The organism is Bacillus sp. FSL K6-0268 (genome assembly GCF_038005425.1).
In the GTDB taxonomy this organism is placed as follows: domain Bacteria; phylum Bacillota; class Bacilli; order Bacillales; family Bacillaceae_G; genus Bacillus_A; species Bacillus_A thuringiensis_S.
Genome location: NZ_JBBOTF010000001.1, coordinates 1662487 through 1685030, shown reverse-complemented (window position 1 = coordinate 1685030; position 22544 = coordinate 1662487). Strand labels below are relative to the sequence as shown.

Sequence of the window (22544 nt, the reverse complement as noted above, 5' to 3'; positions counted from 1 at the left end):
CTATAACTACTAAAGAGGTGAGAGTATGAAAACGGCATTATATTTAGAAGATGCATACAAAACGAGTTGCGAGACAGAAGTGATAAGAGTGGAAGGGAATAAAGTATTTGTAAAAGAAACAGTTTTTTATCCAACTGGTGGAGGACAGGAATGTGATACGGGTGTCATTGTACAAGATGGGTCTGTATTTGAAGTTGAAAAAGTAAAGAAGGAGCAGGGAGAAATAGTTCACTATATAAAAGATGAAGCTCAAGTAAAATTAGGTCCAGTTAAATTAGAGATTAATTGGGAAAGACGTCATAATTTAATGCGTCATCACTCTTTACTGCATCTTATCGGAGCTGTAGTTTATGAAAAGTATGGAGCTCTATGCACCGGAAATCAAATTTATCCTGATAAAGCACGTATCGATTTTAATGAGTTACAAGAGTTATCGAGCGTGGAAGTAGAAGAAATTGTTGAGGAAGTGAATAAACTTATTAAGCAAAATAAAGAAATTTCCACTCGTTATATGAGCCGCGAAGAAGCAGAAAATGCTGTAGGAATGATTAAAACAGCAATCAATCTCCTGCCAACTACTATCCAAGAAATCCGCATTGTTACAATTGAAAACTTAGACGAACAAGCTTGTGGAGGCACACATGTGAAAAATACGAGTGAAATAGGAACACTTGTTATTGATAAAGTAAAAAGTAAAGGGAAGCAAAATCGCCGTTTTGAAGTAAGAGCGATTTAGATTGTGAGGGGTTACCGATGGATGAAATTATAAAGGAATTACAAAAGTTAGGATTTTCCCAATATGAATGTAAAGCGTATATTGGATTGTTAAAACATTCCCCAGTAACTGGCTATGAAGTGAGTAAACAAACAGGAGTACCTCGTTCTATGATTTACGAGGTACTCGGTAAGTTAATGGATAAAGGAGCAGTGCATATTGTACCTTCTGAACCAGTTAAATATGTACCAGTACCAGCTACCGAATTAATGAATCGAATGCGAAAAGACTTTGAAAAGTCCTTTGAATTTTTAGATGAGAAATTAAATTGTTTAGAACAAGAGCGACAAATAGATGTAATTTCGCATATTCGCTCAAATGATCGTGTTTTAAAAGAAATATGCAATATAATTAATAGGGCAAAGGAAGAATTATGGATTTCTGTATGGGAAGATCAAGTGCATGAAATTGAGCCATACATTTATCAAAAGGAAGAGGAAGGCGTACATATATTTTCAATCTTATTTGGAGCTCCAGAAACAAAAATAGGAGCGACGTTTCACCATAATTATATGACGCCTCACGTTGTTGAAAAGAGAATGGGTGGTCATTTAACTGTTATTGCGCGTGATGGAGAGGAAGTATTAATTGCGAACTTCTCAAATGATAGCACTTCATGGGCCGTTACAACGTATGACCCAGCGCTAGTTCTCGTTGCTACAGAGTATGTGCGGCACGATATTATGGTTGAAGAAATCACGAAGGAATTTGGAGCTGATAAGTTAGATACGTTATGGCGTGAAAATATAGATTTAGTTCATGTCGTAACAGGAAAACGAACTTTAGAAGGAATGGAGGATGATAGAGATGAGTAAAGCTCAGGCACATGTAGCTTTGCAGAGCGATGATACATTTCAGCAAGGAGTAAAAGATTGTTTACCAACTGTATTTGGTTACTTGAGCATCGGTATAGCAGCTGGTGTAATTGCAAAAACAGCAGGTTTTTCTATCATTGAAATTGCATTTATGTCCACTTTAATTTATGCAGGTTCTGCCCAATTTATATTAGCTGGTATGTATGCAGCCGGTGCTCCTGCTTCCGCAATTATTTTTACTGTATTTTTTGTTAACTTGCGCCACCTTCTTATGAGTGCTGCACTCGCGCCGTACTTTACGAAAATTCCTCTATTTAAAAACTTAATCATCGGTTCGCAAATTACAGATGAAACTTTCGGCGTTGCAGTGCAACACGCGGCGCAAAAAGGATATTTAGGTGAAAGATGGATGATCGGGCTTAACGTAACAGCGTATTTAAATTGGATTCTTGCTACTATTATTGGTGGACTGTTTGGTGAGTGGATACCAGATCCACATACATACGGGATGGATTATGCATTACCAGCGATGTTTATTGGATTATTTGTTCTTCAGCTCATAAGTAGTAAACCAAAACTAGCAATTCATTTAAGTGTTGCAATTGTAGCGATTATCATCGCATACGTTTCACACCTATTTATGCCAGATAGTATAGCGGTTATTATCGCAACCTTACTAGCTGCGACGATTGGAGTGGTGATTGAAAAATGGAAATGAGATTAGATGTATTATTACTTTTATTAGCAGCAGGAGCTGTTACACTCGTGCCACGTATTTTACCTCTACTCGTATTTAGCAAACTACAAATTCCTGACTGGGGTTTAAAATGGTTAAATTACATACCAATTGCGATATTAGCAGCACTTTTAGCACAAGTTTTATTTATGCATGAGACGATGCAGTGGGATTATCTTATTGCAGCAATTCCCACATTTCTTGTAGCGATATATACTCGTAGTTTATTAGGTACAGTATTAACGGGAGTGGTTGTGATTATTTTGTTACGTTTCTTTTTCTAAAAAGGATTACGCTCATATAATAGCGAAAGGTGTAATAACATGAAAAATATAGGGGTGGTGTTATGATACTTTTAACGATAGGAGCAATTTTGTTAACGTTTTTTATTTTCTTTATTATCGGCTTTATTACGTTTATGATGTTTGTTGATAAGGCGACACCTCAAATATATTATACACCTTGTGAATCAGTGACAGTGACAGTGAAAGCTAAAGGTAAAGATAGAAGGAAGAAAAGTTGAATGTTGGCTTTTCTTCCTTCTTCTATTACATCCCTGAAATAACTAACAACAATAACCCAAATAAAAAACTAATAAAGTTTCACTTTACAAGAAATGAATCTATTACATTGTATGCTTGTTTTGTAGAGTGCCCGTTATATTTTTCAGTGTACGGATTTAGAAATCCATGTTCACCGTGTAGTTGTTGTATTTCTAGTAAAGGATTTTTTTGTTGCTGCAATGTTTGAATTAAAGAGGATACTGAAAAACTAGCTTCTTTTTCAGGAAATATAAGTAGTGTAGCGCATGTAGGCTTTATGTGAACATAGTCGCGTATACGAGAACCGTAACATCCGATGATAAAATCTATTTTCGGATTGTTACTACATAGCCATGAGATGGTAGCTCCAACACTAAAGCCGATAAGTCCAATATGTGTATAATTGCTTGAAAGGGTATTGATGAATGCTTCAATTTGGTCTTTTCCATCATTAAATCCAATATGATTTACAAAATGTTCATATGCTTTTTCTTCATCACGATAATGAAATGCGTGTTGTAAGTGCAGAAAATTAGGACAGAATACGTCAATATGAGATGAAGTAAATTGCTCGGTAACGTGATGCATATGGTCGTTCACACCATATATTTCATGAACAATAACGAGAGCTAATTTTTCCTTCATAGTTATATTGTGCCTCTTTGAAACTTAAATTCTTTCTCAACAAGGCAAATACGCAGATGGAAGTTTTCATACCATTGCTCACGACCTCTTTTTTTCGCTTCTTTATGTAAGGCGTTCTTCTTCCAATTTTCAATTGCATCAAGTGATTCCCAATAAGAAATTGTTATTCCGAGCCCAGAATTACCTCGTGCACTTTCTACACCTAAAAATCCAGGTTGTTGCTTTGCAAGTTCCTCCATTGTTTCGGCAACGGTATTATAGTCTGTTGTATCATTTGATAAATTAGAAGTGAATATCACGGCATAATAATGACTCATTTTTTGTGAAGTATTTTTCATATACATTCCCCCCTTTAATAAGTATTTTAGCATGTAAAAAAGAAAAGAAGCACGACGCTTCTTTTCTTTTTTACGCTGTGAATTTTAATCCAGCATATATTTTACGACCCTTTTTTTGAATCCAACATACTTGTGCATTTTTCTTTTGAATATTACGTTCTTCCATTGTTACTTGTATAATTTGGTCAATCACAAGAGGGATGTTCGTTTGTACTTGGCACCCACCTGTACTATAGTCGATAATGGTCGCTTCAATCGGCATCCCATTCATATGCAATGTTCCAGGAGACATCAGTTGCTCACGTATATGTTGCCTGCGAAATTGTCTTGGTGCTTTTTTTGTGTTTTTTATGAAAGATGCAATTGCTAGTGTAAGAAATGCTTTATCGTACACCTTTTCCACCCGGTCATTAACCGGTTTACTAAATAGATGAAGAATGAGTTTACAATATTGCTCATGGGATACATCATCAAATGATACACCAACTTGTACAGAACTTTCTTGTCTCCGAATCCATTTTTTTGTACTATAAATCTTTTCTACCTCGCCAAAAGATAGCATATAGGAAGATAGACTTGATAAAGTTTCAAATGGAATGGAGGAATCTAATTCAAAACGTGCCCCCGTTTCACTAATATCAAGGATATTGCAAGAAATGATCATATCTTCGGCATATAAAGTACCTGGTAAATTTACTACGAAACGTTCTGAATTTCGAAAACGCGGTCTTTCAAATGCTACAAATAGTGAAGTGACAATAGCTATCCCGTTGTATAGTAACCAGAAAATGTTAATATATAAGCTCTCTCTTTCAATATAATATTGCTCAGGGTATAAGAGCATAAGTGTTGCTCGAATAAGTGCAATAATTGTTAAAATGAGTAATATGAGATGAGGGATGCTTGCAATCCATAAAAAATGCCTTGTATTATTTTGAACTCCCTTTCTTGTCACATGAAATTGAAACTTTTTACGTAAGAAAATTTCTGATAAAATAGCAAATCCCATATAAGGAGCCATAGCAACTTCGTACACATGACTCCACGTAGTTGTTCGTTTTTTATTAGAAACAGCTTTGAAAATAAGCTGTGATGTTAAAAAGGCAGGTGCCCAGAACATAAATAAGTGCATGAAATTAATTTCTAAACTATAAATATCAAATACTAAAAATAATAGCGGTGCTAATAAAAATATCATTTTATAAACACCGAAAAACCAATAATGAATTCCATCTGCATATAAAAGACGCTGCATAAAAGATAATCCTTTTATAGTGAAAGGATTCCATTTTTTTACGACTTGAATGTTCCCTCTACACCAGCGGTCCCGTTGTTTTAATAAATCACTAAATGTTTCTGGGGATAATCCAACAGCTAGTGTTTCATTGACAAATATAGTCTCCCATTTGTTAGCTTGTAGTAGCATACCAGTTGCCATATCTTCAGTAATAACTCCAGTCGCAAATCCTCCAATTTCTTCAAGCGCGGTGCGGCGAAATAGGGCGTTACTACCAACATACATCGTAGCATTAAAGCGATCTTTCCCTTCTTCTAACTGGCGCATAAAGAAATCTTGTTCATTGGCGATGTTATCTTCAAAAAACAAATTATATTGGAAAGGATCAGCATTATAAAAAACTTGTGGTGCTTGAACGAATACAACATTATTTTTAGAAAAATATCCAATCGTTCGCTCTAAAAAGTTAGCTCGTGGTATCATATCGGCATCCATTGTTACGATAATATCACCTTTTGAATGAAGCATCGCATGATTTAAATTTCCAGCTTTTGCATGCTTGTTTTCGGTGCGAGTTATGTGATGAACAGAAAAATCTGCCGCAAGTTGCTTTACACTTTCACGGCGCCCGTCGTCACAAATATAAATGTTTAGTAACTCTTTCGGATAAGTAATCAACGTACAACCAGCTACAGTACGTTTTAACAAATCGATCGGTTCATTGTAAGTGGCAATAAATATGTCGACAGTAGGTAGTTTTTCAAAAGTGGATAATGGTACTTCTTTCCGTTTATATGGTTTCCATGAAACAATGCTAAAAACGATAGATTGTAAGTAACCAGCCCATTCTGTAATTAACAATATAATACCAGCGATAATACTTATGAGATTAATAGTTGGTAACGAATAAAAAGTTCGCCAAATAAGATAAATAGCATTACAAATGAGAAATAGAATAATAAGTAATTTTTTTGACCATAAATATTTGTGTGCAAGGGCGTAAGTAATAATGATTACGAAAAAAATAATACCTAAACCTTCGTATATAGAGAGGCTCATACAATTCCTCCTTTATGTATAGAGTGGGAAATAGAAAAAAATTTATATTATTCATCTATAAAGATTTAATTATTTCCAGAGTATAAAATATCACAAAATATAGGGTTAGAGTATAAAATTTACATTTTCTTATTATAAGCTTAAAAAATTAGAAGAAATAATAGTTGTATTTTTGATTCATAAGAAAAATGCCACTTCAAAAGAGAAGTGGCATTTCTTATATTTCCTCTAAGCTATTAACTGGAACAGTTAATTCGCGTCCTGGGTTTTTTACTTCATATATGCGGGCGGTTTCATTGCTTTCATCGACGTGTTGAATCATAACAGGCATGCCTTGAAAACTGACATTGGCTTGTTCCGCTGACACAGAAAGCTCTATTGCACGTTGTATATTCATTTATATTCCTCCCATCATTATTATCTTTGCTAAAAAAGAGGAATAATATACCATTTTGAGACATTCTTAAAGTTTTTGTATTATTTGTAATGTTTCTTTAATAAATGAAGTGAAGATGGAATCAGGATAGGACTGTACGATTTCATATGCTTCTGTTACTTCTTCAAGAGCTCTTTTTTTATCATTAAGTTTGACATAACAAAGAGCACGATATGCCCCAGCTGTTGTAAGCCGTGCGTGATCAAGTGGATGGTTTATATAATCTGGTATGATAGCACGTTGTAATGTTTTTAAAGCTTCTTCGTATTGTTTTAAACCATACAAAGCTTTTCCTTTTTCAAGATAATACGATCCATCATCTTGAAAAATTCGCTCATCTTTTAGTTGTTCTCGAAATTGTTCTACATGTTCTAATGCAATAGTATATTCATGAGTAATTGTGTTGTAGTAGTAAGCTTTTAAAAGATTAATAACCGCTGCAGATAAAGTATCTTCTGTAAAAATGGCAAATTGCTCTGATTTTTTTATGTAATGTAAATATTGTTCTTTATCAGCCGTTAGGACTTTTTGGTAAGATAAAATACGGTAAAATTCATCTGTTTTATAATACACTTGATGTTTTTTTGAAAATGCAAGCGCATCTAAAATGACACTTTCACATTGTTCGTAATTACCATATGCAAGAAAAATAATCGCCTCATATAAATATAACTCGATATGTATAATGAGATCCATTTCTAAATGTTTCTCTTCATAGTCATTTCGGATGCTAGCAATGAGTTGTAAACATTCAGCATACTTTTTACGTGTGAATATCGTAAAGGATAATTTTAATTTTGTTTCCGTACTTTCCCGGTATAACGTATATTTTTCAAAAATAGAAGTAGCCTTTTCCACGTAATGTTCAATATTGTAATCTTTCATTTTAGCCGCAGCTGTTACAAATTGTTTATATAAACGAGCGGTATTCAAAGTAGGAGGTAGCTCTTTTTGAACGATAGGTAGTAAGATCTCATATACTTCATCGTACTTATTTGCTTTTATTAGTTGTTCCATTTGTTGAATGAGTTCTATCTTTTCCACATCATCATCTTCTAGTAAAAAACTCGTTTCGCATCCAAGTTTTTCAGCAATATATTGTAATGTTTTCATGGAAGGTGTAGCTTTTCCGTTTTCAATTTGGCTTAGCATACTTTTTGTCAGCTCTGAACCTGCTAAATCAGTTTGAGTAAGCTTTTTTTCTTTTCGTAACGTTTTAATTTTTGCACCGAGAGTAGCCATTATATGCTCCTTTATAATTTAAAAGTTAAATACAATTAAACTTTTTATTGTAAAAATTGGAAAGTTGATTATATAATAAGTTTAACACAATTTAACTTTTAAGGGGAGAGTGTCATAATGGGGGATATAAATATAGGTCAAAATGATTGGAAAATGAAGATTGCAACGAGAAATATTATTTTAATGATGATTGGAAAAATGACGTCCTTGTTAGGAGCGGGTATTTATACGTTTGCAATGGGATTATACGTATTAAAGACAACGGGTTCAGGAATGGGGTTTGCAACTACGCTTATTTGCGGATCGATTCCAAGGCTGATCTGTGGACCGATTGCTGGTGCTGTAGCTGACCGTGTTAATCGAAAATGGCTTGTCATCGGTATTGATTTGTTAAGTAGTTTAACAATGCTTATTATGTTTATCCTTGCAACTACTTTTGGGCCATCACTTCTGTTTATTTATGTTTCAGCAGCATTATTATCAATTTGTGCGAGTTTTTATTCTGTTGCATTAACTTCATCTATTCCAAGTTTAGTAGATGAGGGACGTATTCAAAAAGCGAGTGCTTTGAACCAGACGGCAGCATCTTTATCAAATATTTTAGCACCGATTATTGGTGGAGTTGTATTTGGTTTCTTTTCAATTAAATCGTTTTTCCTGCTAAATAGCATTACATTCTTTTTAGCGGTAATTGTACAATTATTTATCGTATTCGATTTATATAAAAAAGACATGGCTGAAAGTAAAGAGCATTTCTTGACAAGTATAAAAGAAGGGTTTTCATATGTAAAAAGACAGCATGAAATATATGGTTTAATGAAAATTGCAGTAGGGGTAAACTTTTTTGCGAGTGCACTTTTCGTTTCACTTCCATATATTATTGTTCAAAATTTGCATCTATCTTCGAAGCAACTCGGTGTTGTAGAGGGAATGTTAGCAGTTGGGATGTTAATTGGTGCAATTGCGTTATCAGTACGTAAAGAAGTGAATAATCCGTTTCGCTCTGTTTATATTGGGTTGTTTTTATTTGCGAGCTTGAGTTTATGTACAGTGTTTCCATTAGTAGTCACCATTCCGAAAGTAGCAAGTTTTATTTACTATATCGCTTTTATGATGTTAACTGGTATATCAATGATGGTTGTAAATATTCCGATGCAAGTACATTTGCAAAAGACGACAAATCCCAATTATTTAGGACGCGTTTTCGGCTTACTTGAAACAATTTCTACTGCAATCGCACCACTCGGTATGATTGTGTATGGATTATTATTAGATATGTTGCCAACTAGCATTGTTATGATGACATTAGGCGGAGGCTTATTGTTAGTTGTATTAGTAGGAGTAAAGAAGCATGTAATGAAAAAGCAAGTGGATGTGTCTGCCTAAAAGGAAATTTGACTTAACGAAATAAAAATGACCGAATTAGTATTTTAGTTTTTGAAACTCTTTTTCATGTATGTTAAAGTAAAGTGAGCTTGCAAAGAAAAGGAGACAACAGCATGAAAAAATTAAATTTTGTTATGCTTTTTCTATTAATCGTAATGGCTGGATGTAGCAATTATGACACATATATTGAAACAGGTATGCAATCATTGAAAGATGAAAAGTATAGTGATGCAACAATGTGGTTCGAAAAAGCAGAAAAAGAGAAATCAGGAAATGAAGCGAAATCATATAAAGAAGTTGCTGAGAAAATGGATCACGGGGCAACAGTATTAAAAGACGGTAAGTATTTAGAAGCGAAAGACATTGCAAATGAAGTGTTACAAAAGAAAAAAGATGATGCACTTGAAAAAGCTGTAACATCAAATGCAGAGAATATGCTTCAAAAAGCAAAAGATGTAGAAGAGAAAGTGAATGAAAGAGTAGCAAAGCGTAGAAAGGTAGAAGAAGAAGGAATCGATAAAATTATTAAAGCTGTCGATAGTATAGATGAAGTGAAAGAAAAAGAGAAGAAAGTATCAGAAGCATTAGATAAGGCTGAAGAGGCGCAAGCAAAAATTGAGGCAAAGAAAAATAAATAGATTTATAGTGTAAAAGGCTGTCGTGCATAACGACAGCCTTTTAATTTTTTGTTGCAAATGAATGGATGCTCTGTAGTAAAAAAGAAATGATTTTAGAATTCCATCTGTCCTCATGATGAATCGTATAAATATTACGCTGAAATTCAAATTCTGGGATTGGTATATAGCATAGCTCATTTCGTTGTATTTCTTGCTCAATAGCAAGTTTAGAAATAAAGGCAATTCCATTACCATATTTTAAAATTTGTTTCATCGTTTCTAATGAGTCTAATTCAATTTCTGATTGGAATGTAATGTTATGAACTGACATCCATTTTGTAAGTAAATCTCTCGTTGTAGATGGATTACGATGCAATAGTATGCGTTCCTTTTCGATATTTTGTAACGATACATTTTCTTTCTTTGAAAAATGATGTTCTTTGGAAAAGGCAAGAACAAGTGTATCAGGTATTATATTCGTTTGTTTTAAAAGTGGTTCATCAAATGGAGCAGCGGAAATTATCCCAAGATCGATTTCGTGATTTTGTAGCATCATTCGAATTTCAGGGGCTGTTTTAACTAGTAGCGTTATTTTTATATTGGGAAATTCACATTGAAATTCATGAACGACTTCTGGCAAAAGATAAGTCGCTGGTACATAACTAGCGCCGATTGTTATAGCACCTTTATTAAAATCTTTAAACTCTTGCGTGACACGTCTAGCTTCTTTCATAAGTGCATCTATTTTAGAAGCATAATGGTGCAAAGCCTCACCAGCCTCTGTTAAGAAATACCTTCCAGAACGTAATTCGAATAAAGACACACCGAGTTCTTCTTCTAAGCTTTTTATATGAAATGTAATAGTTGGTTGTTTAACGCCAAGTTTTTCTGCAACAATTGTAAGCTTTTTGTATTTCTTAATAAGTACTACAATTTCTAATTTTAAGAGATTCATTATGAATTGCCGCCTTTTTTATTTTAACTATAGAAAAAATCTATAGAAATAAATAGTTTATTAGAAGTTTTTTAATTTAATCTTTACAGTACATTAACATTCAGTATAAATCTTCCATATAGAATGAAAGCAGGTTAAGAATGAGGGGAGAGAGGTGAAGCAATGGATATTACAATTAGTGGATTAGAAAAGACATTTGGAAAAACACAGGCGTTAAAGCCGTTGCAGATTGTAATGAAACAAGGGGAATTCACTACACTTTTAGGACCTTCGGGGTGTGGGAAAACGACTTTACTTAGAATGATAGCAGGGCTTGAAGAACCGGATAAGGGAGAAATATATTTTGGAGACCAGTGCATGTATTCTGCTGCAAAAAAGATAAAGACATCTCCTCATGAACGGAATATCGGTATGGTATTTCAAGATTTTGCTTTATGGCCGCACATGACTGTTTTTGACAATGTTGCATTTGGTTTAAGGGCTACAAAGCAAACAAATCATTTACGAGAAAAAGTAGAAGATGCGATAAAGCGAGTTCGCCTGCAAGGTATGGAGAAAAGGTATCCACACGAACTTTCTGGTGGACAGCAACAACGTGTCGCATTCGCTAGAGCAATTGTAACAAAACCTCATTTTATTTTATTTGATGAACCGCTAAGTGCACTCGATGCAATTTTGCGAGAAGAAATGAGAATAGAGCTTATGGATATCGTTCATTCCATTGGTTTAACTGCACTGTATGTCACTCACGATCAAACAGAAGCAATGTCAATGTCAGACCAAATTATTGTCATGAAACAAGGAGAAGTATTACAAAAAGGAACACCGGAAGATATTTATGTGAAACCGTCTCATGAATTTGTTGCCAAATTTGTTGGTAAGGCGAATTGGCTTGTAGAGGGTAAAAAAATGGTTCGTCCAGAGCATGTGAGCTGGACGAAAAATGAAGTGTGCGAAATGTATACAGGTGAAATTAAGCACGTTACATATGTAGGAGAACGGTATGAAATAAAAGTAAACATGGGGGCACTCGGAATATGGACAGCTTATCACAATAGTAAATTAAGCATCGGTAAACCAGTATCGTTATATGTGCCAAAAAAATGTATTCATCATATAGGGGGAGAATCGTATGAAGAAATTCAGTTCGCTTAAGTCTTTATTTGTATGTACTTTATTATTTTCGGCTGTAGTAACAGGGTGTAGTTCAAAGACAGGCAATGCAGATGCAAAAAGTAAAAATACGAATGAAAAGAAAATTGTTGTATATAGTGCAGGGCCAAAAGGGTTAGCAGAAAAAATTCAAAAAGACTTTGAAAAGAAAACAGGTATAAAAGTAGAAATGTTTCAAGGAACAACAGGTAAGATTTTAGCGAGAATGGAAGCTGAAAAGAAAAATCCAGTCGTTGATGTAGTCGTACTTGCATCATTACCAGCGATGGAAGGATTAAAGAAAGAGGGTCAAACGTTAGCTTATAAAGAAGCGAAACAAGCTGATAAGCTGCGTTCTGAATGGTCAGATGATAAAGGACATTATTTCGGGTATAGTGCTTCAGCATTAGGGATTGTGTACAATACAAAAAATGTGAAGACAGCGCCTGAAGATTGGAGCGATATAACGAAAGGGGAATGGAAAGGAAAAGTGAATCTTCCAGATCCAGCACTTTCAGGTTCAGCTTTAGACTTTGTAACAGGATATGTGAAAAAGAATGGAAAAGATGGATGGAATTTATTTGAACAGCTTAAGAAAAATGAAGTTACAGTAGCAGGAGCAAATCAAGAAGCTTTAGATCCAGTAGTAACAGGTGCGAAAGATATGGTAATTGCAGGTGTTGATTATATGACGTACAGCGCAAAAGTAAAGGGTGAACCGGTTGATATCGTATATCCAAAAAGCGGAACAGTTATTAGCCCACGTGCAGCGGGGATTATGAAGGATAGTAAAAATGTAGAGGGTGCAAAAGAGTTTATTGATTATTTATTATCAGATGATGTGCAAAAACAAGTTGCTAAAGCGTATTTATTGCCAGGTAGAACAGATATAAAAGCTGAAAATAGACCGAATGTAGAAGAGATTCCAGTATTAAATATTGATTGGAAAACAGTTGAGAAAGAGCAAGATGAAATAGGAAAACAATTTAAGAAAGTATTTCAATAAGATGGTGATTCCATGGTAAATCGATTCATATCAGTAAGACAAGTTGGAATGACGGTAGCGTTATTACTTGTGGCGATGTTAATCGTCATTCCGCTTTTTCTCATTTTATTTTCTAGTATATATGAAAATAGCAGCTGGAACTTTTTAAAGCCTTTTGAAGTGATGCAGAGTGGTGGATTAGCTGGGATTTTTCTAAACTCGATGCTTCTAGGTGTACTCGTTGTAATAGGAGCTACAATATTTGCATTTCCATTGGCGTTTATTATGAGCAAAACAGATGTAGGAAAGTATAGTAAGTTAGATATTGTTTTTATGATTCCATTTATGACACCGCCGTATATTGGATCAATGGGCTGGATTTTGTTCATGCAACCTAACGGCTATTTTGAACAATTTTTTCCGATGCTAAAGACAGTTTCATCATCGTTTTTTAGTTTAGGAGGTATGGTCTTAATTATGAGTCTGCATTTATTCCCATTCCTTTATTTCATGCTGAAAAACACGTTACTTCAGATTGGGAGTAGTAAAGAAGAAGCTGCAGCAGTTCATGGCGGAAGTTTTCTCTATCGTTTAAGAAAAATAATATTGCCGTTATTAGTATCAAGTTATGTAATGGGTGCTTTACTCATTTTCGTAAAGACGATTGCTGAATTTGGAACACCGGCTACATTCGGACGTAGAATAGGATTCCACGTGTTAACATCAGAAATCCATAAATTTATTTCGAGTTGGCCAATTGATTTTAGTAGTGCAACAGCATTATCTTCTTTATTACTTAGTGCTTGTATGCTCATTTGGTATATGCAAAATGTATTGAATCGAAAGTATTCATATGCAATGGTTAGTGGAAAAGGTGTGAAATCTAAAAGATATACTTTGTCTATATTTACGCGCGTTGTAGCATGGATGTATGTAATTGGTTTATTAATCGTATCAATTGGAATTCCATACTTTTCTATACTGATTGCTTCTTTGTCAAAATTAAGAGGCGGCGGTTTACATGTAAATAACTTTACAACAAGCCATTATGAGGCATTGTTTACAATGGGATCTCCGGGATTAGAGGCTTTATGGAATAGTTTTCTTTTTTCACTCGTAACAGCGATTATTGCGGTAATGATTGGAGTCTTTTTGGCACTTATGATTCGAAAGGGGAAAAAAAACTCTGAAAAATGGCTCGATATGTGCGGTATGTTACCCAATATGGTACCAGGAATCGTTATGGTTGTAGGTCTTATTCTATTTTGGAATTCACCATATATGCCCCTGTCAATTTACAATACACCAGTCATGGTTATCGTAACGTATGTTGTGCTGTTTTTACCTTACACGGTGCAATATGTAAAATCATCACTCGGACAAATTGATGATTCTCTCATGCAGGCAGGAAGTGTTTTTTCGGGAAATTATATTTATATTTTTAGAAAAATAATATTGCCTCTTATTATCCCAGGCATTCTTGCTGGATGGGCGATGACATTTACAATTTCGATAAGAGAGTTAGTAGCATCGCTTCTCGTATTACCTCCATCAGTAGAAACGTCAGCAACGTTTATTTTTGCTCAATTTGAACAGGGTGAAGTATCTATAGGCATGGCGATGGCCGTTGTTTCTGTTGGACTTACAACAATGTGCTTATTACTGCTACAACATATGGAGCAAAAGCGAAAAGGGGTAGCATGATGAGGATAGAAGTATGGGGTGGGGCAGGAGAATACGGTCGCTCCTGCTATTTTGTAAAAAATAAAGAGACGAAAATATTATTTGATTGTGGTATTAATCGATCATATGAGAAGAGTTATCCAGAAATAGAGAGAGAAGCTGTTCCATTTTTAGATGCGGTATTTTTATCACATATTCATGAAGATCATACGATGGGTTTACCTTTATTAGCGAAGTATGGATATAAGAAAAAAATTTGGACGACTCGTTATACGAAGGAGCAACTGCCGTTATATTATGAAAAATGGAGAAACTATAATGTGATGCAAGGGTGGAATTTACCTTATAGCGACCAACACATAAAAGATTTAAATTATGTATGTATTGATGAGATTAGTAATCCAAATGAATGGATACAAATTACTCCTACATTGCGGTTTCAATGGGGATATAGTGGGCATGTATTGGGAGCTGTTTGGTTTTTAGTTGATTTGTGTAATACATACGTGTTCTATTCCGGCGATTATTCAGCAGAGTCTAATATACTACGAGCTAATTTACCTGAGAAATTGGGCCACAATATAAAAGTTGCAATTGTAGATGCCGCTTACCACACAGATGATGTTTCGCAAAATGAAAGATTAGATGATCTATGTGCAGAAATTGAGCGAGTTATGCAGAATAAAGGAATAGCATTGCTACCGCTGCCACAACTTGGTAGGGCGCAAGATATAGTATTGTATTTATATGAACGATATAAAGAATTTCCGCTTATAGTAGATAAAGAAATTTTGGCTGGATTTGAAGAGATGTTCATATATAAAGATTGGATAAAAAATAATGAAGAACTTAAATGGATTATGGAGAGTTTAAAAAGAAACATAATCGTTATGGATAATGACATTAGTATGCAAAATAGTTATGGAATAGTTGTAATGAGTGATGCGAATATGCAAACGAAACGAGCACAGTTATGCTATGAACAGCTTCGGAATGAAAAACGTAATTCCGTTATTTTTACTGGGCATATTGCGAAAGGGAGTTTTGCAGAAAGAGTTATGAAAGAACATGTAAGGAGTACATGTAGGGTGAAGCGAGTTCCGTATAAAGTTCACCAAAGTATAAAAGACGTTAAAGAGATGTTAAATACATTATTACCAGAACATACGGTGCTAGTGCATGCTTTGAAAGAGGATACGGATCGATTACAACAAAAGCTAAGTACAGCAGGATATGAAAATGTATATTCACTTGCAATGGAACGTATAGAAGTCATTTAAAATGTAAAGGGGATAGGTATATGAAAAAAGTATTTGTATTCGTAAGTATTTTCTTTTGTTGTTTTCTTTATAACGTTAAGGAAGGGTTTGCTGCTAGTCCAATGAAACCTAGTTTTGAAGTAAAGTTATTATTGAAGCCAGAACAAGTATTAGGTTATAACAAAGAGATGAAGCAAGAGGTGCTAGAACATTTCCAGGCTGGTACAAAATATGAAAGAATACAAGTACAATTTTTAGATACTGCAAATAAAAGTTTAAGTGATGAAGGTTGGTTTGCTAGAATTCGAAAGAAAGAATTTAGTAAAGATTTTGAACTAACATATAAAAAAAGATATCCTATTCAAAATGGTGTAATTCAAGATGCACTAGAAGTAGCTAAAAAAGAAGGATTCGATAGTAATACGGATAGTTATGAGGCGGAAATAGATTGGGGATTTGAGAAGAAAACATTAAGCATTTCAAATAAGAAAAGTTACAGTGCTAAAGGATATGGAATACTTGATTTACCAAATGAACAAGCTGCTCAAAATATGTTAATGGAAAAATTACCAGGGAAAATGAACAGATGGTTGTATACAAATTGGGGAGAAGAGATGTTAAAGAATTCCCGTATTTACGGTCCTGTATTAATGAAACGATATACAGGAGAGTTTGAAAACATAAAAGCAAATATTGAAATTTGGCCATTAAGTAATACCGGAAAATTAGAAGATGACTTCGTAATAGAAGTGTCATTTAAAACAAATGAAGAAAGTATTGCGACAAAACAAAGGGAATTATTAATGGCGAGTTTAGAGAAAAAAGGCTGGTTGTTACCGAAAGATAGTTTGAAGACAGAGCTTATTTTTCAGTAAATAGTAAAAAGGAATCCATATGCCATGGATTCCTTTTTATATATGAGTATTAAGCTAAATCAGCTGACACGAACATATCACTATTTTGAAGATTTTTAGAGCGTAAACTATAAGCAACTACCTTCTTTTTATATTGTTTTACAACATCAACATGCTCTTCATGACTGTAAATATAAAATGTGAAATCTTTTTTACCACGTTTTGCATTGATAATTAAAGGAGTGCCTTCATTATGGGGTGGTGCATAATAGCGATCTAAAAATAAACCTTCGTTAAAATCATGAATAATTTTTGATTTCTGTTCGCCTTCTACGTTATTTCCGTGAATTGTAATAGTCACATTCTCTTCTTCAAGTTTTGGATGTGTTTCGTACTTGCTAATAATGGATTCAATAACAGTGTTAGGAAGGCTAGAAACGATAATTTTAAATGCCCCAAATACAACTAACATTACAATAAACCAAGTCGTCATAGTAATCATCCCCTTTATTCTATTTAATAATATAACTCATATGGTAATAGTACATATGGTGAAGTTTTGTATAATTTGTGAAAAATATGCCATTTTTACGAATGAAATATTAGAAAAATCAATTTTGTTACAAAAAGTTGAAATTGAAGTATTTTAAAAGAAAAAGGTTTATAATAAAAATATAACTAATAACCACATTACTAATTATAAGGAAGTGTAACTATGAGTACTGTAGCAATCGTATATGGTATTATTCTTTCCACAATTATTGTTTTGTTTTTTGTTGGGGTTTCACGTTATATTCATAAATGGAAAGAAAGCGTTGCGAAATTAAATCACATTGAAGAAGAACTTAGTGATTTAATGTTACATCATGGTAAATAAAAAGATAATTTTTTAACGAAACAATGTGAAGAATATCACAAAACATGCTCTCATCATGAAAGCATGTTTTTTTGTTATGTGAATGTTAGACATATTCATGAGATTTTTTCGTGCAATACAGTGTGAAATAAAATAATAATTCTTTATGTGTAGGAAGAGTTATTCTATTTTGTATAATTTTGTAATTTAGTTCGGTATAATTATGATATAGAAGGAAATTTGTTAGAGGAGGTACATTGTGAACATATTAAAGATTATAGGAATTGTTGCAGGAGTGATTATAGTAGCAGTTATAGTTTTCTTTGTCATAATGAAGTATTATTTGTCAAAAAAAGATTCTGATTACGTATTAACGTATATAAAAGAACATAAAGACGATGAGACATGTTCATTACTGATTAGAAGAAATGGAGAAGTATTAACTTCTATAAATGAAAATAAAAAATTGCCATTAGCAAGTATGGCAAAAATCGTAATAGCAGTTGAATTTGCTAAGCAAGTTTCAGAAGGAAAAATAAGTCGTGATGAACAAATTTCATTGCACGAGCTAGAAAAATATTACGTTAAAGATACTGATGGTGGAGCACATCCTAACTGGTTAGAAGATGCCAAAGCGAGAGAATTAGTGAAAAATGGACAAATCGCTTTAGAAGAAGTCGCTAAAGGAATGATTCATTATAGTTCTAATGCAAATACAACATATTTGTTAGAAAAGCTTGGAATAGAAAGAGTAAATGAAAGTATAAAAGAGTTAGAGCTTACTAGTCATGATAAGTTCACTTCTTATACGGCTGCACTATATATGAGAGGATACGTAGAAAAAGAACTTCATGTGCCAGAAAATCAGTCATTAAAAACGTTACGTAACATGTCAAAAGATGAATATAATAAACATGTGTTACAAATACAGGAATGGATGAAAGATGAGGAAGAATGGAAAAAGCGGGATATTCCATTAAAAGTAGATATGGAATTTCAGCGAATTTGGTCAGATCGATTAGTGGGTGCAAACGCTAAAGATTATATGAGTATAATGGGAAAAATAAATAGTAGAAAGTATTTTCCAAAATCAATGCAGGAAGAAATCGAGAATATTTTCAAAGGAACAGTTAATAATAGTAAGTTAGAATTTGCGGGGCAAAAAGGTGGTTCTACCGCATTCGTATTGACAAAAAGCTTGTATACTACAGATAAGAAAGGGAATAAAGTAGAAGTTGTAATTATGTTTAACGATATAGAAGATCAAGTTGTATATCAAAAGCTGAGAAATAATATAAATTATTTTATTCAAGATGCTATAACAGATGAAGAGTTTAGAAATAAATTATAATGAAATAATTTTATTATGTAAACAACACGCTATTAAAGGTAGGTATTGAGATGAGGTTGAATGAGTATATGCTTGAAACGTTTCCGAATTTAGAACTTAGACCACCTCTATTTTATAATTGGGATATTGGTATTCGTTTTAGATTAGGTGTGGACTATGATTGTAATAACATTTATGAAAATTGTCTATATTTAGAAGGCGTTTATAAAAGGACGATTACTTTATTTCAGTCTTTACATTCAACAAAAGATGATATTTATATTGTAGTGGATGTAAATGACCATGCAAACGGTGAAACTTTCAAACAGAAATTGAATATCTTTTCTAAGTATGTCAAAGAGAAGTCCGATTTGTTTAAGTTACAGAAAAATACAATCCCTTATATTTTTCCAGATGAAGATGAAGATGGAGCATATAAAACACATAGATATACTTTGAAATGTGAAATCTCTGACTTTACATACATTCCTATGCTAAAAGCAATTTGTAATCAAGATATGGGAATAAAACCGAGTATTTTTCATAGGGTGTATTTTATAAATGTTAACAAGAATACTATATTTCACGTTTATGATGATAGAGGTTGTGATGTATTAGCTATCTCTCCTGATACAATTAGGGATATTTATAATACATATAATGATTGGATATTAGAATACGATAGAAATAAAATTGATAAAGTATTTAATTGGATGTAGTCTATTTTAATTGAGGGAAATACCATATGAGGTGTTTCCCTTTTATTAATATGAAAATCAACATTTGAATTTGACAGTACTTATAATAAAGGTAAAGGGATTTGATGGTAATGTATTGAATTTGGATAAAAACGGAAAAGGGAGATGAATAAATGACGACAATCTATTTCGTTCGCCATGCCCATTCTACATATACAAAAGAAGAACGGGAACGACCTTTATCTGAAAAAGGGAACTGTGATGCAGAGAATGTAACGCATTTATTAAAAGATAAACATATTGATGTTGTTATTTCTAGTCCGTACAAAAGAGCGATCCAAACTGTACAAGGAATTGCGAATACATATAAATTATTAATACAAACAGAAGAAGATTTGCGTGAAAGATTATTGAGTACAGAGCCAGTAGCAGATTTTAATGTTGCTATGCAGAATGTGTGGAAAGATTGGAGTTTTGCATACGAAGGCGGAGAATCGAGTGATGTCGCACAAAGGCGCGCTGTAATATGTATGCAAAATATATTAAAACAATATGAAGGTAAGAACATTGTAATAGGTACGCATGGGAATATTATGGTATTACTAATGAATTATTTTAATTCGAAATATGATTTTGAGTTTTGGAAAACACTTCATATGCCTGATGTGTATAAATTTAATTTTGATAAAAATCGCTTCATTTCTGCTGAAAGAATAGAGAAAACAGGTCATCGGTTAAATATTTTGTAAAAGTTTATCAAAAAAAGAGGAAACAGAGAAGTTATTGTAGAAGTATGACTTTGTAACATAAAAAATATATGTTAAAGGAGGCTGTTTACATGTTTGAGAAAGAGAAAGAAGGGCTTATTGAAGTTCAAAACGTATATGAAATTGCACCAGAAGATGGAACAATTATTGGTATGGCAACGGAAGAAGAAATGGAAATTGCTGCTGAACTAGAGTTACAGTACTATGCTCATTCTCGTTTGTTAGAAGCAAATATTCAGTTAGACGGTTCCTCCTACAAAGAGTTACTTCAGGAGTTCCAGGAGTACGAAAGAAAATCAATGAGCTTTTGGCGAGCGATACATAAACGTTTAGCTGTGCCATGGGCGTGGGTACTACGTATTGATGTTGCGAATGGCCCTATATATGTAAGTAATGGTAGTTCATATTACGAAGAAATCGATGATGAAGAAGATTATGAATAGAAGATAAGTAAGGAAGCAGCTTTAGTTGCTTCCTTTTTTGATTTGTAAGAAATGAATTGCTTCAATAATAATATCTGGTCGATCATTTTCTATACCGTGACTAGCATGTTGGGCAAGAATATAGTGGCTGTTAGTTGAGAGGTGTAATTGTTCATGAATTAGTTCTTGCCACATTGCTTCAAGTTGTGTTGCTTCCTCTTTTGGCATGCCACCATTAGTCAATTGAGTAATAGAATATTGAGGATCTCTACCGATAACGATTAATGGTATTTCTAATGTTTTACATAGCTCTTTTAGTGAGAGAGCACAGTTTTTCCACTCAGATAGTTCAGAAGCTGTCGCTTTATATAATGAGGCGGAGGTAGAGAATTCAATTTGCTGTTTTGATTGATTGGCGAGCATAGATTTTAGTTCATTATAAAGTGTGTCTACATCCATTTTGGAATACATATTATATTTTTGAAACCAAACATCATCAGAATCAGTTTGATCAGAAATTGGTAAATGAAGTTCATCTAAACGGTGTAAGTTCATCGAAGTAGAATCAACTAAAATAAGTGCTTGCAGCTTATCTTCATGTAACATCGCAAAATGTTGTGCACATAATCCTCCGTAGGAATGACCGATTAGAATAAATGGCTCTTGAATAGCTAGTTTGTTTAGTAACATATGTAGCTCTTTTGTAACTTGCCTTATTGTACGCGGCTGATGGCCTACATCACTTTTTCCGTAACCTGGGCGATGGTATGAAACGACTGTAAAGTACTCTGAAAGCTTTTCTATAATAGGAAACCAATCATAAAATGAGCAACTCATTCCGGTTTGAATGACTACAGTTTGTTTACCACTTCCTTTTATATGTACTTCTATATTTTGCCCCATTATTTCTACAAATTTATGAATGTTAATTCCTCCTAAGCTTGAAATAATTTTTGACAAGCAAAAACGATACACCAAACACCTATACCGAGTAGGACAGATGTACTAAGTGTAAATGAATTTTTTAAACCAATATAGACGATAAATAATAGTAGTGCTGATGCGAGGAATCCATATAATACCCCTAAAGCAAATTGACTTAATTCTTGTTTATTCCCGCCTTCGAATGAAATCCAAAATAGACTAAGTAAACTAACGAGTGGAAGGGCAGCAATAAAGCCACCTATCGTACTGAAATGTTTAGCAACTTCAGTGATAACGCCGATAATAAGTGCCGAAACGATTACTTTAACGAGGAAATGCATATTTTGCCTCCTTCGCTAATAACGAAAATGCTTTTTCAATTAATTGTTGTTCTTCTTTTGATAACTGTGATTCTAATATTTTTATCTTTTCTTTATCCAGTAAAGTATGTTTTTCTAATACTTCAATCCCTTCAATTGTTAATGTAAGGTTTACCACTCTTTCATCTTGTTTATTTCTCTCTTTAACGATGAAGCCCTTTTGAATAAGGCGCTTTATGTGTTCAGACGCTGTGTTATGAGAAAGACTAAGCTCAGTAGCGACTTTTCCAATTGTTATATCTTTCTCACGAGAAACGATTTGTAAAATACGAATTGCTTGGTGGGAAAGGTTGTCCTCGTATTCGTATCGTAAGTGATAATAAATGCTCTCCCAATGTTGATTAATGTTGTTCATAATAATAAATCCCCTTTTTATATCGTATAGTAAGATATATTCGTTATTTTAGAAATAAAATCCTTTTATTTGGATAAAAAATGTTGAAAAAGTTTA

The 22544-nt window shown here is 33.5% G+C and carries 28 protein-coding genes; 18 read left to right on the top strand and 10 right to left on the bottom strand.

The window, feature by feature from the left end; translation table 11 throughout:
• Positions 1-25 precede the first annotated feature (25 nt).
• The 5 genes from MHI28_RS08450 (at position 26) to MHI28_RS08430 (ending at position 2849) form a co-directional block, all read left to right on the top strand.
• Complete coding sequence (locus tag MHI28_RS08450; protein ID WP_000844967.1) at positions 26-736, top strand: alanyl-tRNA editing protein; 711 nt, start codon at positions 26-28, stop codon at positions 734-736.
• Between the two features lie 17 nt (positions 737-753).
• Positions 754-1590, top strand: a complete 837-nt coding sequence (locus MHI28_RS08445; RefSeq protein WP_000343356.1) for a TrmB family transcriptional regulator — start codon at positions 754-756, stop codon at positions 1588-1590.
• On the top strand, positions 1583-2308 hold the full coding sequence (locus MHI28_RS08440; RefSeq protein WP_000030479.1) for an AzlC family ABC transporter permease: 726 nt from the start codon (positions 1583-1585) through the stop codon (positions 2306-2308). Before MHI28_RS08445 ends, MHI28_RS08440 begins: the two co-directional genes overlap by 8 nt.
• Complete coding sequence (locus tag MHI28_RS08435; RefSeq protein ID WP_000425944.1) at positions 2299-2610, top strand: AzlD domain-containing protein; 312 nt, start codon at positions 2299-2301, stop codon at positions 2608-2610. The genes MHI28_RS08440 and MHI28_RS08435 overlap by 10 nt, the downstream gene beginning before the upstream one ends.
• Before the next feature lie 62 nt (positions 2611-2672).
• The gene (locus MHI28_RS08430; protein WP_000602226.1) at positions 2673-2849 is read left to right on the top strand and encodes a DUF3951 domain-containing protein; all 177 of its coding nucleotides are present in this window, start codon (positions 2673-2675) and stop codon (positions 2847-2849) included.
• A 79-nt stretch (positions 2850-2928) separates the two neighbouring features.
• Here MHI28_RS08430 and MHI28_RS08425 read toward each other — a convergent pair whose 3' ends face one another.
• From MHI28_RS08425 to MHI28_RS08405, 5 genes are all read right to left on the bottom strand, one after another.
• On the bottom strand, positions 2929-3513 hold the full coding sequence (locus MHI28_RS08425) for a dienelactone hydrolase family protein (RefSeq protein ID WP_098424959.1): 585 nt from the start codon (positions 3511-3513) through the stop codon (positions 2929-2931).
• Positions 3514-3515: 2 nt separating this feature from the next.
• Complete coding sequence (locus tag MHI28_RS08420) at positions 3516-3851, bottom strand: antibiotic biosynthesis monooxygenase family protein (protein ID WP_000799455.1); 336 nt, start codon at positions 3849-3851, stop codon at positions 3516-3518.
• Positions 3852-3921: 70 nt separating this feature from the next.
• Positions 3922-6147: a glycosyltransferase gene (locus MHI28_RS08415; protein ID WP_000059018.1), complete on the bottom strand. Its 2226-nt coding sequence runs from the start codon at positions 6145-6147 to the stop codon at positions 3922-3924.
• A gap of 217 nt (positions 6148-6364) precedes the next feature.
• Entirely contained in the window at positions 6365-6544 is a 180-nt protein-coding gene (locus tag MHI28_RS08410) for an H-type small acid-soluble spore protein (protein WP_001025734.1), read from the bottom strand.
• Positions 6545-6610: 66 nt separating this feature from the next.
• On the bottom strand, positions 6611-7825 hold the full coding sequence (locus MHI28_RS08405) for a helix-turn-helix domain-containing protein (protein ID WP_000212330.1): 1215 nt from the start codon (positions 7823-7825) through the stop codon (positions 6611-6613).
• A 117-nt stretch (positions 7826-7942) separates the two neighbouring features.
• Here MHI28_RS08405 and MHI28_RS08400 point away from each other — a divergent pair, with 117 nt between their 5' ends.
• Together MHI28_RS08400 and MHI28_RS08395 are read left to right on the top strand one after the other, a co-directional pair.
• The gene (locus MHI28_RS08400) at positions 7943-9211 is read left to right on the top strand and encodes an MFS transporter (protein ID WP_340827751.1); all 1269 of its coding nucleotides are present in this window, start codon (positions 7943-7945) and stop codon (positions 9209-9211) included.
• 113 nt (positions 9212-9324) lie between these two features.
• The gene (locus MHI28_RS08395; RefSeq protein ID WP_000735855.1) at positions 9325-9849 is read left to right on the top strand and encodes a DUF4398 domain-containing protein; all 525 of its coding nucleotides are present in this window, start codon (positions 9325-9327) and stop codon (positions 9847-9849) included.
• Positions 9850-9889: 40 nt separating this feature from the next.
• Here MHI28_RS08395 and MHI28_RS08390 read toward each other — a convergent pair whose 3' ends face one another.
• A complete protein-coding gene (locus MHI28_RS08390; protein WP_001050622.1) occupies positions 9890-10783 on the bottom strand; it encodes a LysR family transcriptional regulator in 894 nt (297 codons plus the stop codon).
• 162 nt (positions 10784-10945) lie between these two features.
• Between MHI28_RS08390 and MHI28_RS08385 the strand changes: the two genes are divergently transcribed.
• The 5 genes from MHI28_RS08385 to MHI28_RS08365 are packed head-to-tail and all read left to right on the top strand — an operon-like array spanning position 10946 to position 16737.
• Entirely contained in the window at positions 10946-11938 is a 993-nt protein-coding gene (locus MHI28_RS08385) for an ABC transporter ATP-binding protein (RefSeq protein ID WP_000355543.1), read from the top strand.
• A complete protein-coding gene (locus MHI28_RS08380; RefSeq protein ID WP_000714683.1) occupies positions 11916-12941 on the top strand; it encodes an ABC transporter substrate-binding protein in 1026 nt (341 codons plus the stop codon). Before MHI28_RS08385 ends, MHI28_RS08380 begins: the two co-directional genes overlap by 23 nt.
• Before the next feature lie 12 nt (positions 12942-12953).
• Positions 12954-14624, top strand: a complete 1671-nt coding sequence (locus tag MHI28_RS08375) for an ABC transporter permease (protein WP_000248135.1) — start codon at positions 12954-12956, stop codon at positions 14622-14624.
• Complete coding sequence (locus tag MHI28_RS08370) at positions 14621-15883, top strand: MBL fold metallo-hydrolase (protein WP_033668886.1); 1263 nt, start codon at positions 14621-14623, stop codon at positions 15881-15883. Before MHI28_RS08375 ends, MHI28_RS08370 begins: the two co-directional genes overlap by 4 nt.
• Before the next feature lie 20 nt (positions 15884-15903).
• Positions 15904-16737, top strand: a complete 834-nt coding sequence (locus MHI28_RS08365; RefSeq protein WP_000755319.1) for a hypothetical protein — start codon at positions 15904-15906, stop codon at positions 16735-16737.
• Between the two features lie 49 nt (positions 16738-16786).
• Here the strand turns inward: MHI28_RS08365 and MHI28_RS08360 are convergent, their stop codons facing one another.
• Entirely contained in the window at positions 16787-17209 is a 423-nt protein-coding gene (locus tag MHI28_RS08360; RefSeq protein WP_000214589.1) for a YfmQ family protein, read from the bottom strand.
• A 40-nt stretch (positions 17210-17249) separates the two neighbouring features.
• On the opposite strand from MHI28_RS08360, the gene MHI28_RS08355 reads away from it, so the two are divergent.
• The 6 genes from MHI28_RS08355 (at position 17250) to MHI28_RS08330 (ending at position 20810) form a co-directional block, all read left to right on the top strand.
• The gene (locus MHI28_RS08355) at positions 17250-17366 is read left to right on the top strand and encodes a hypothetical protein (protein ID WP_002011946.1); all 117 of its coding nucleotides are present in this window, start codon (positions 17250-17252) and stop codon (positions 17364-17366) included.
• Positions 17367-17431: 65 nt separating this feature from the next.
• Complete coding sequence (locus tag MHI28_RS08350; RefSeq protein WP_000108702.1) at positions 17432-17593, top strand: hypothetical protein; 162 nt, start codon at positions 17432-17434, stop codon at positions 17591-17593.
• A 238-nt stretch (positions 17594-17831) separates the two neighbouring features.
• A complete protein-coding gene (locus MHI28_RS08345; protein ID WP_001023336.1) occupies positions 17832-18923 on the top strand; it encodes a serine hydrolase in 1092 nt (363 codons plus the stop codon).
• 68 nt (positions 18924-18991) lie between these two features.
• Positions 18992-19621 carry a DUF3885 domain-containing protein gene (locus MHI28_RS08340; protein ID WP_340828441.1) on the top strand — a complete coding sequence of 210 codons (630 nt, stop codon included), beginning with the start codon at positions 18992-18994 and terminating at the stop codon, positions 19619-19621.
• Between the two features lie 152 nt (positions 19622-19773).
• Entirely contained in the window at positions 19774-20349 is a 576-nt protein-coding gene (locus MHI28_RS08335; protein ID WP_000208294.1) for a histidine phosphatase family protein, read from the top strand.
• Between the two features lie 89 nt (positions 20350-20438).
• Complete coding sequence (locus tag MHI28_RS08330) at positions 20439-20810, top strand: hypothetical protein (protein WP_000461779.1); 372 nt, start codon at positions 20439-20441, stop codon at positions 20808-20810.
• A 21-nt stretch (positions 20811-20831) separates the two neighbouring features.
• Here the strand turns inward: MHI28_RS08330 and MHI28_RS08325 are convergent, their stop codons facing one another.
• From MHI28_RS08325 to MHI28_RS08315, 3 genes are read right to left on the bottom strand one after another with little or no spacing between them, the layout of a single operon-like run.
• Positions 20832-21764 carry an alpha/beta fold hydrolase gene (locus tag MHI28_RS08325; RefSeq protein ID WP_002083200.1) on the bottom strand — a complete coding sequence of 311 codons (933 nt, stop codon included), beginning with the start codon at positions 21762-21764 and terminating at the stop codon, positions 20832-20834.
• Positions 21725-22054 (bottom strand): DUF3147 family protein, encoded by a 330-nt coding sequence (locus MHI28_RS08320; RefSeq protein ID WP_340827750.1) that lies wholly within the window; start codon positions 22052-22054, stop codon positions 21725-21727. The genes MHI28_RS08325 and MHI28_RS08320 overlap by 40 nt, the downstream gene beginning before the upstream one ends.
• Entirely contained in the window at positions 22038-22448 is a 411-nt protein-coding gene (locus MHI28_RS08315) for a MarR family winged helix-turn-helix transcriptional regulator (RefSeq protein WP_001059787.1), read from the bottom strand. The genes MHI28_RS08320 and MHI28_RS08315 overlap by 17 nt, the downstream gene beginning before the upstream one ends.
• Positions 22449-22544: the final 96 nt, after the last annotated feature.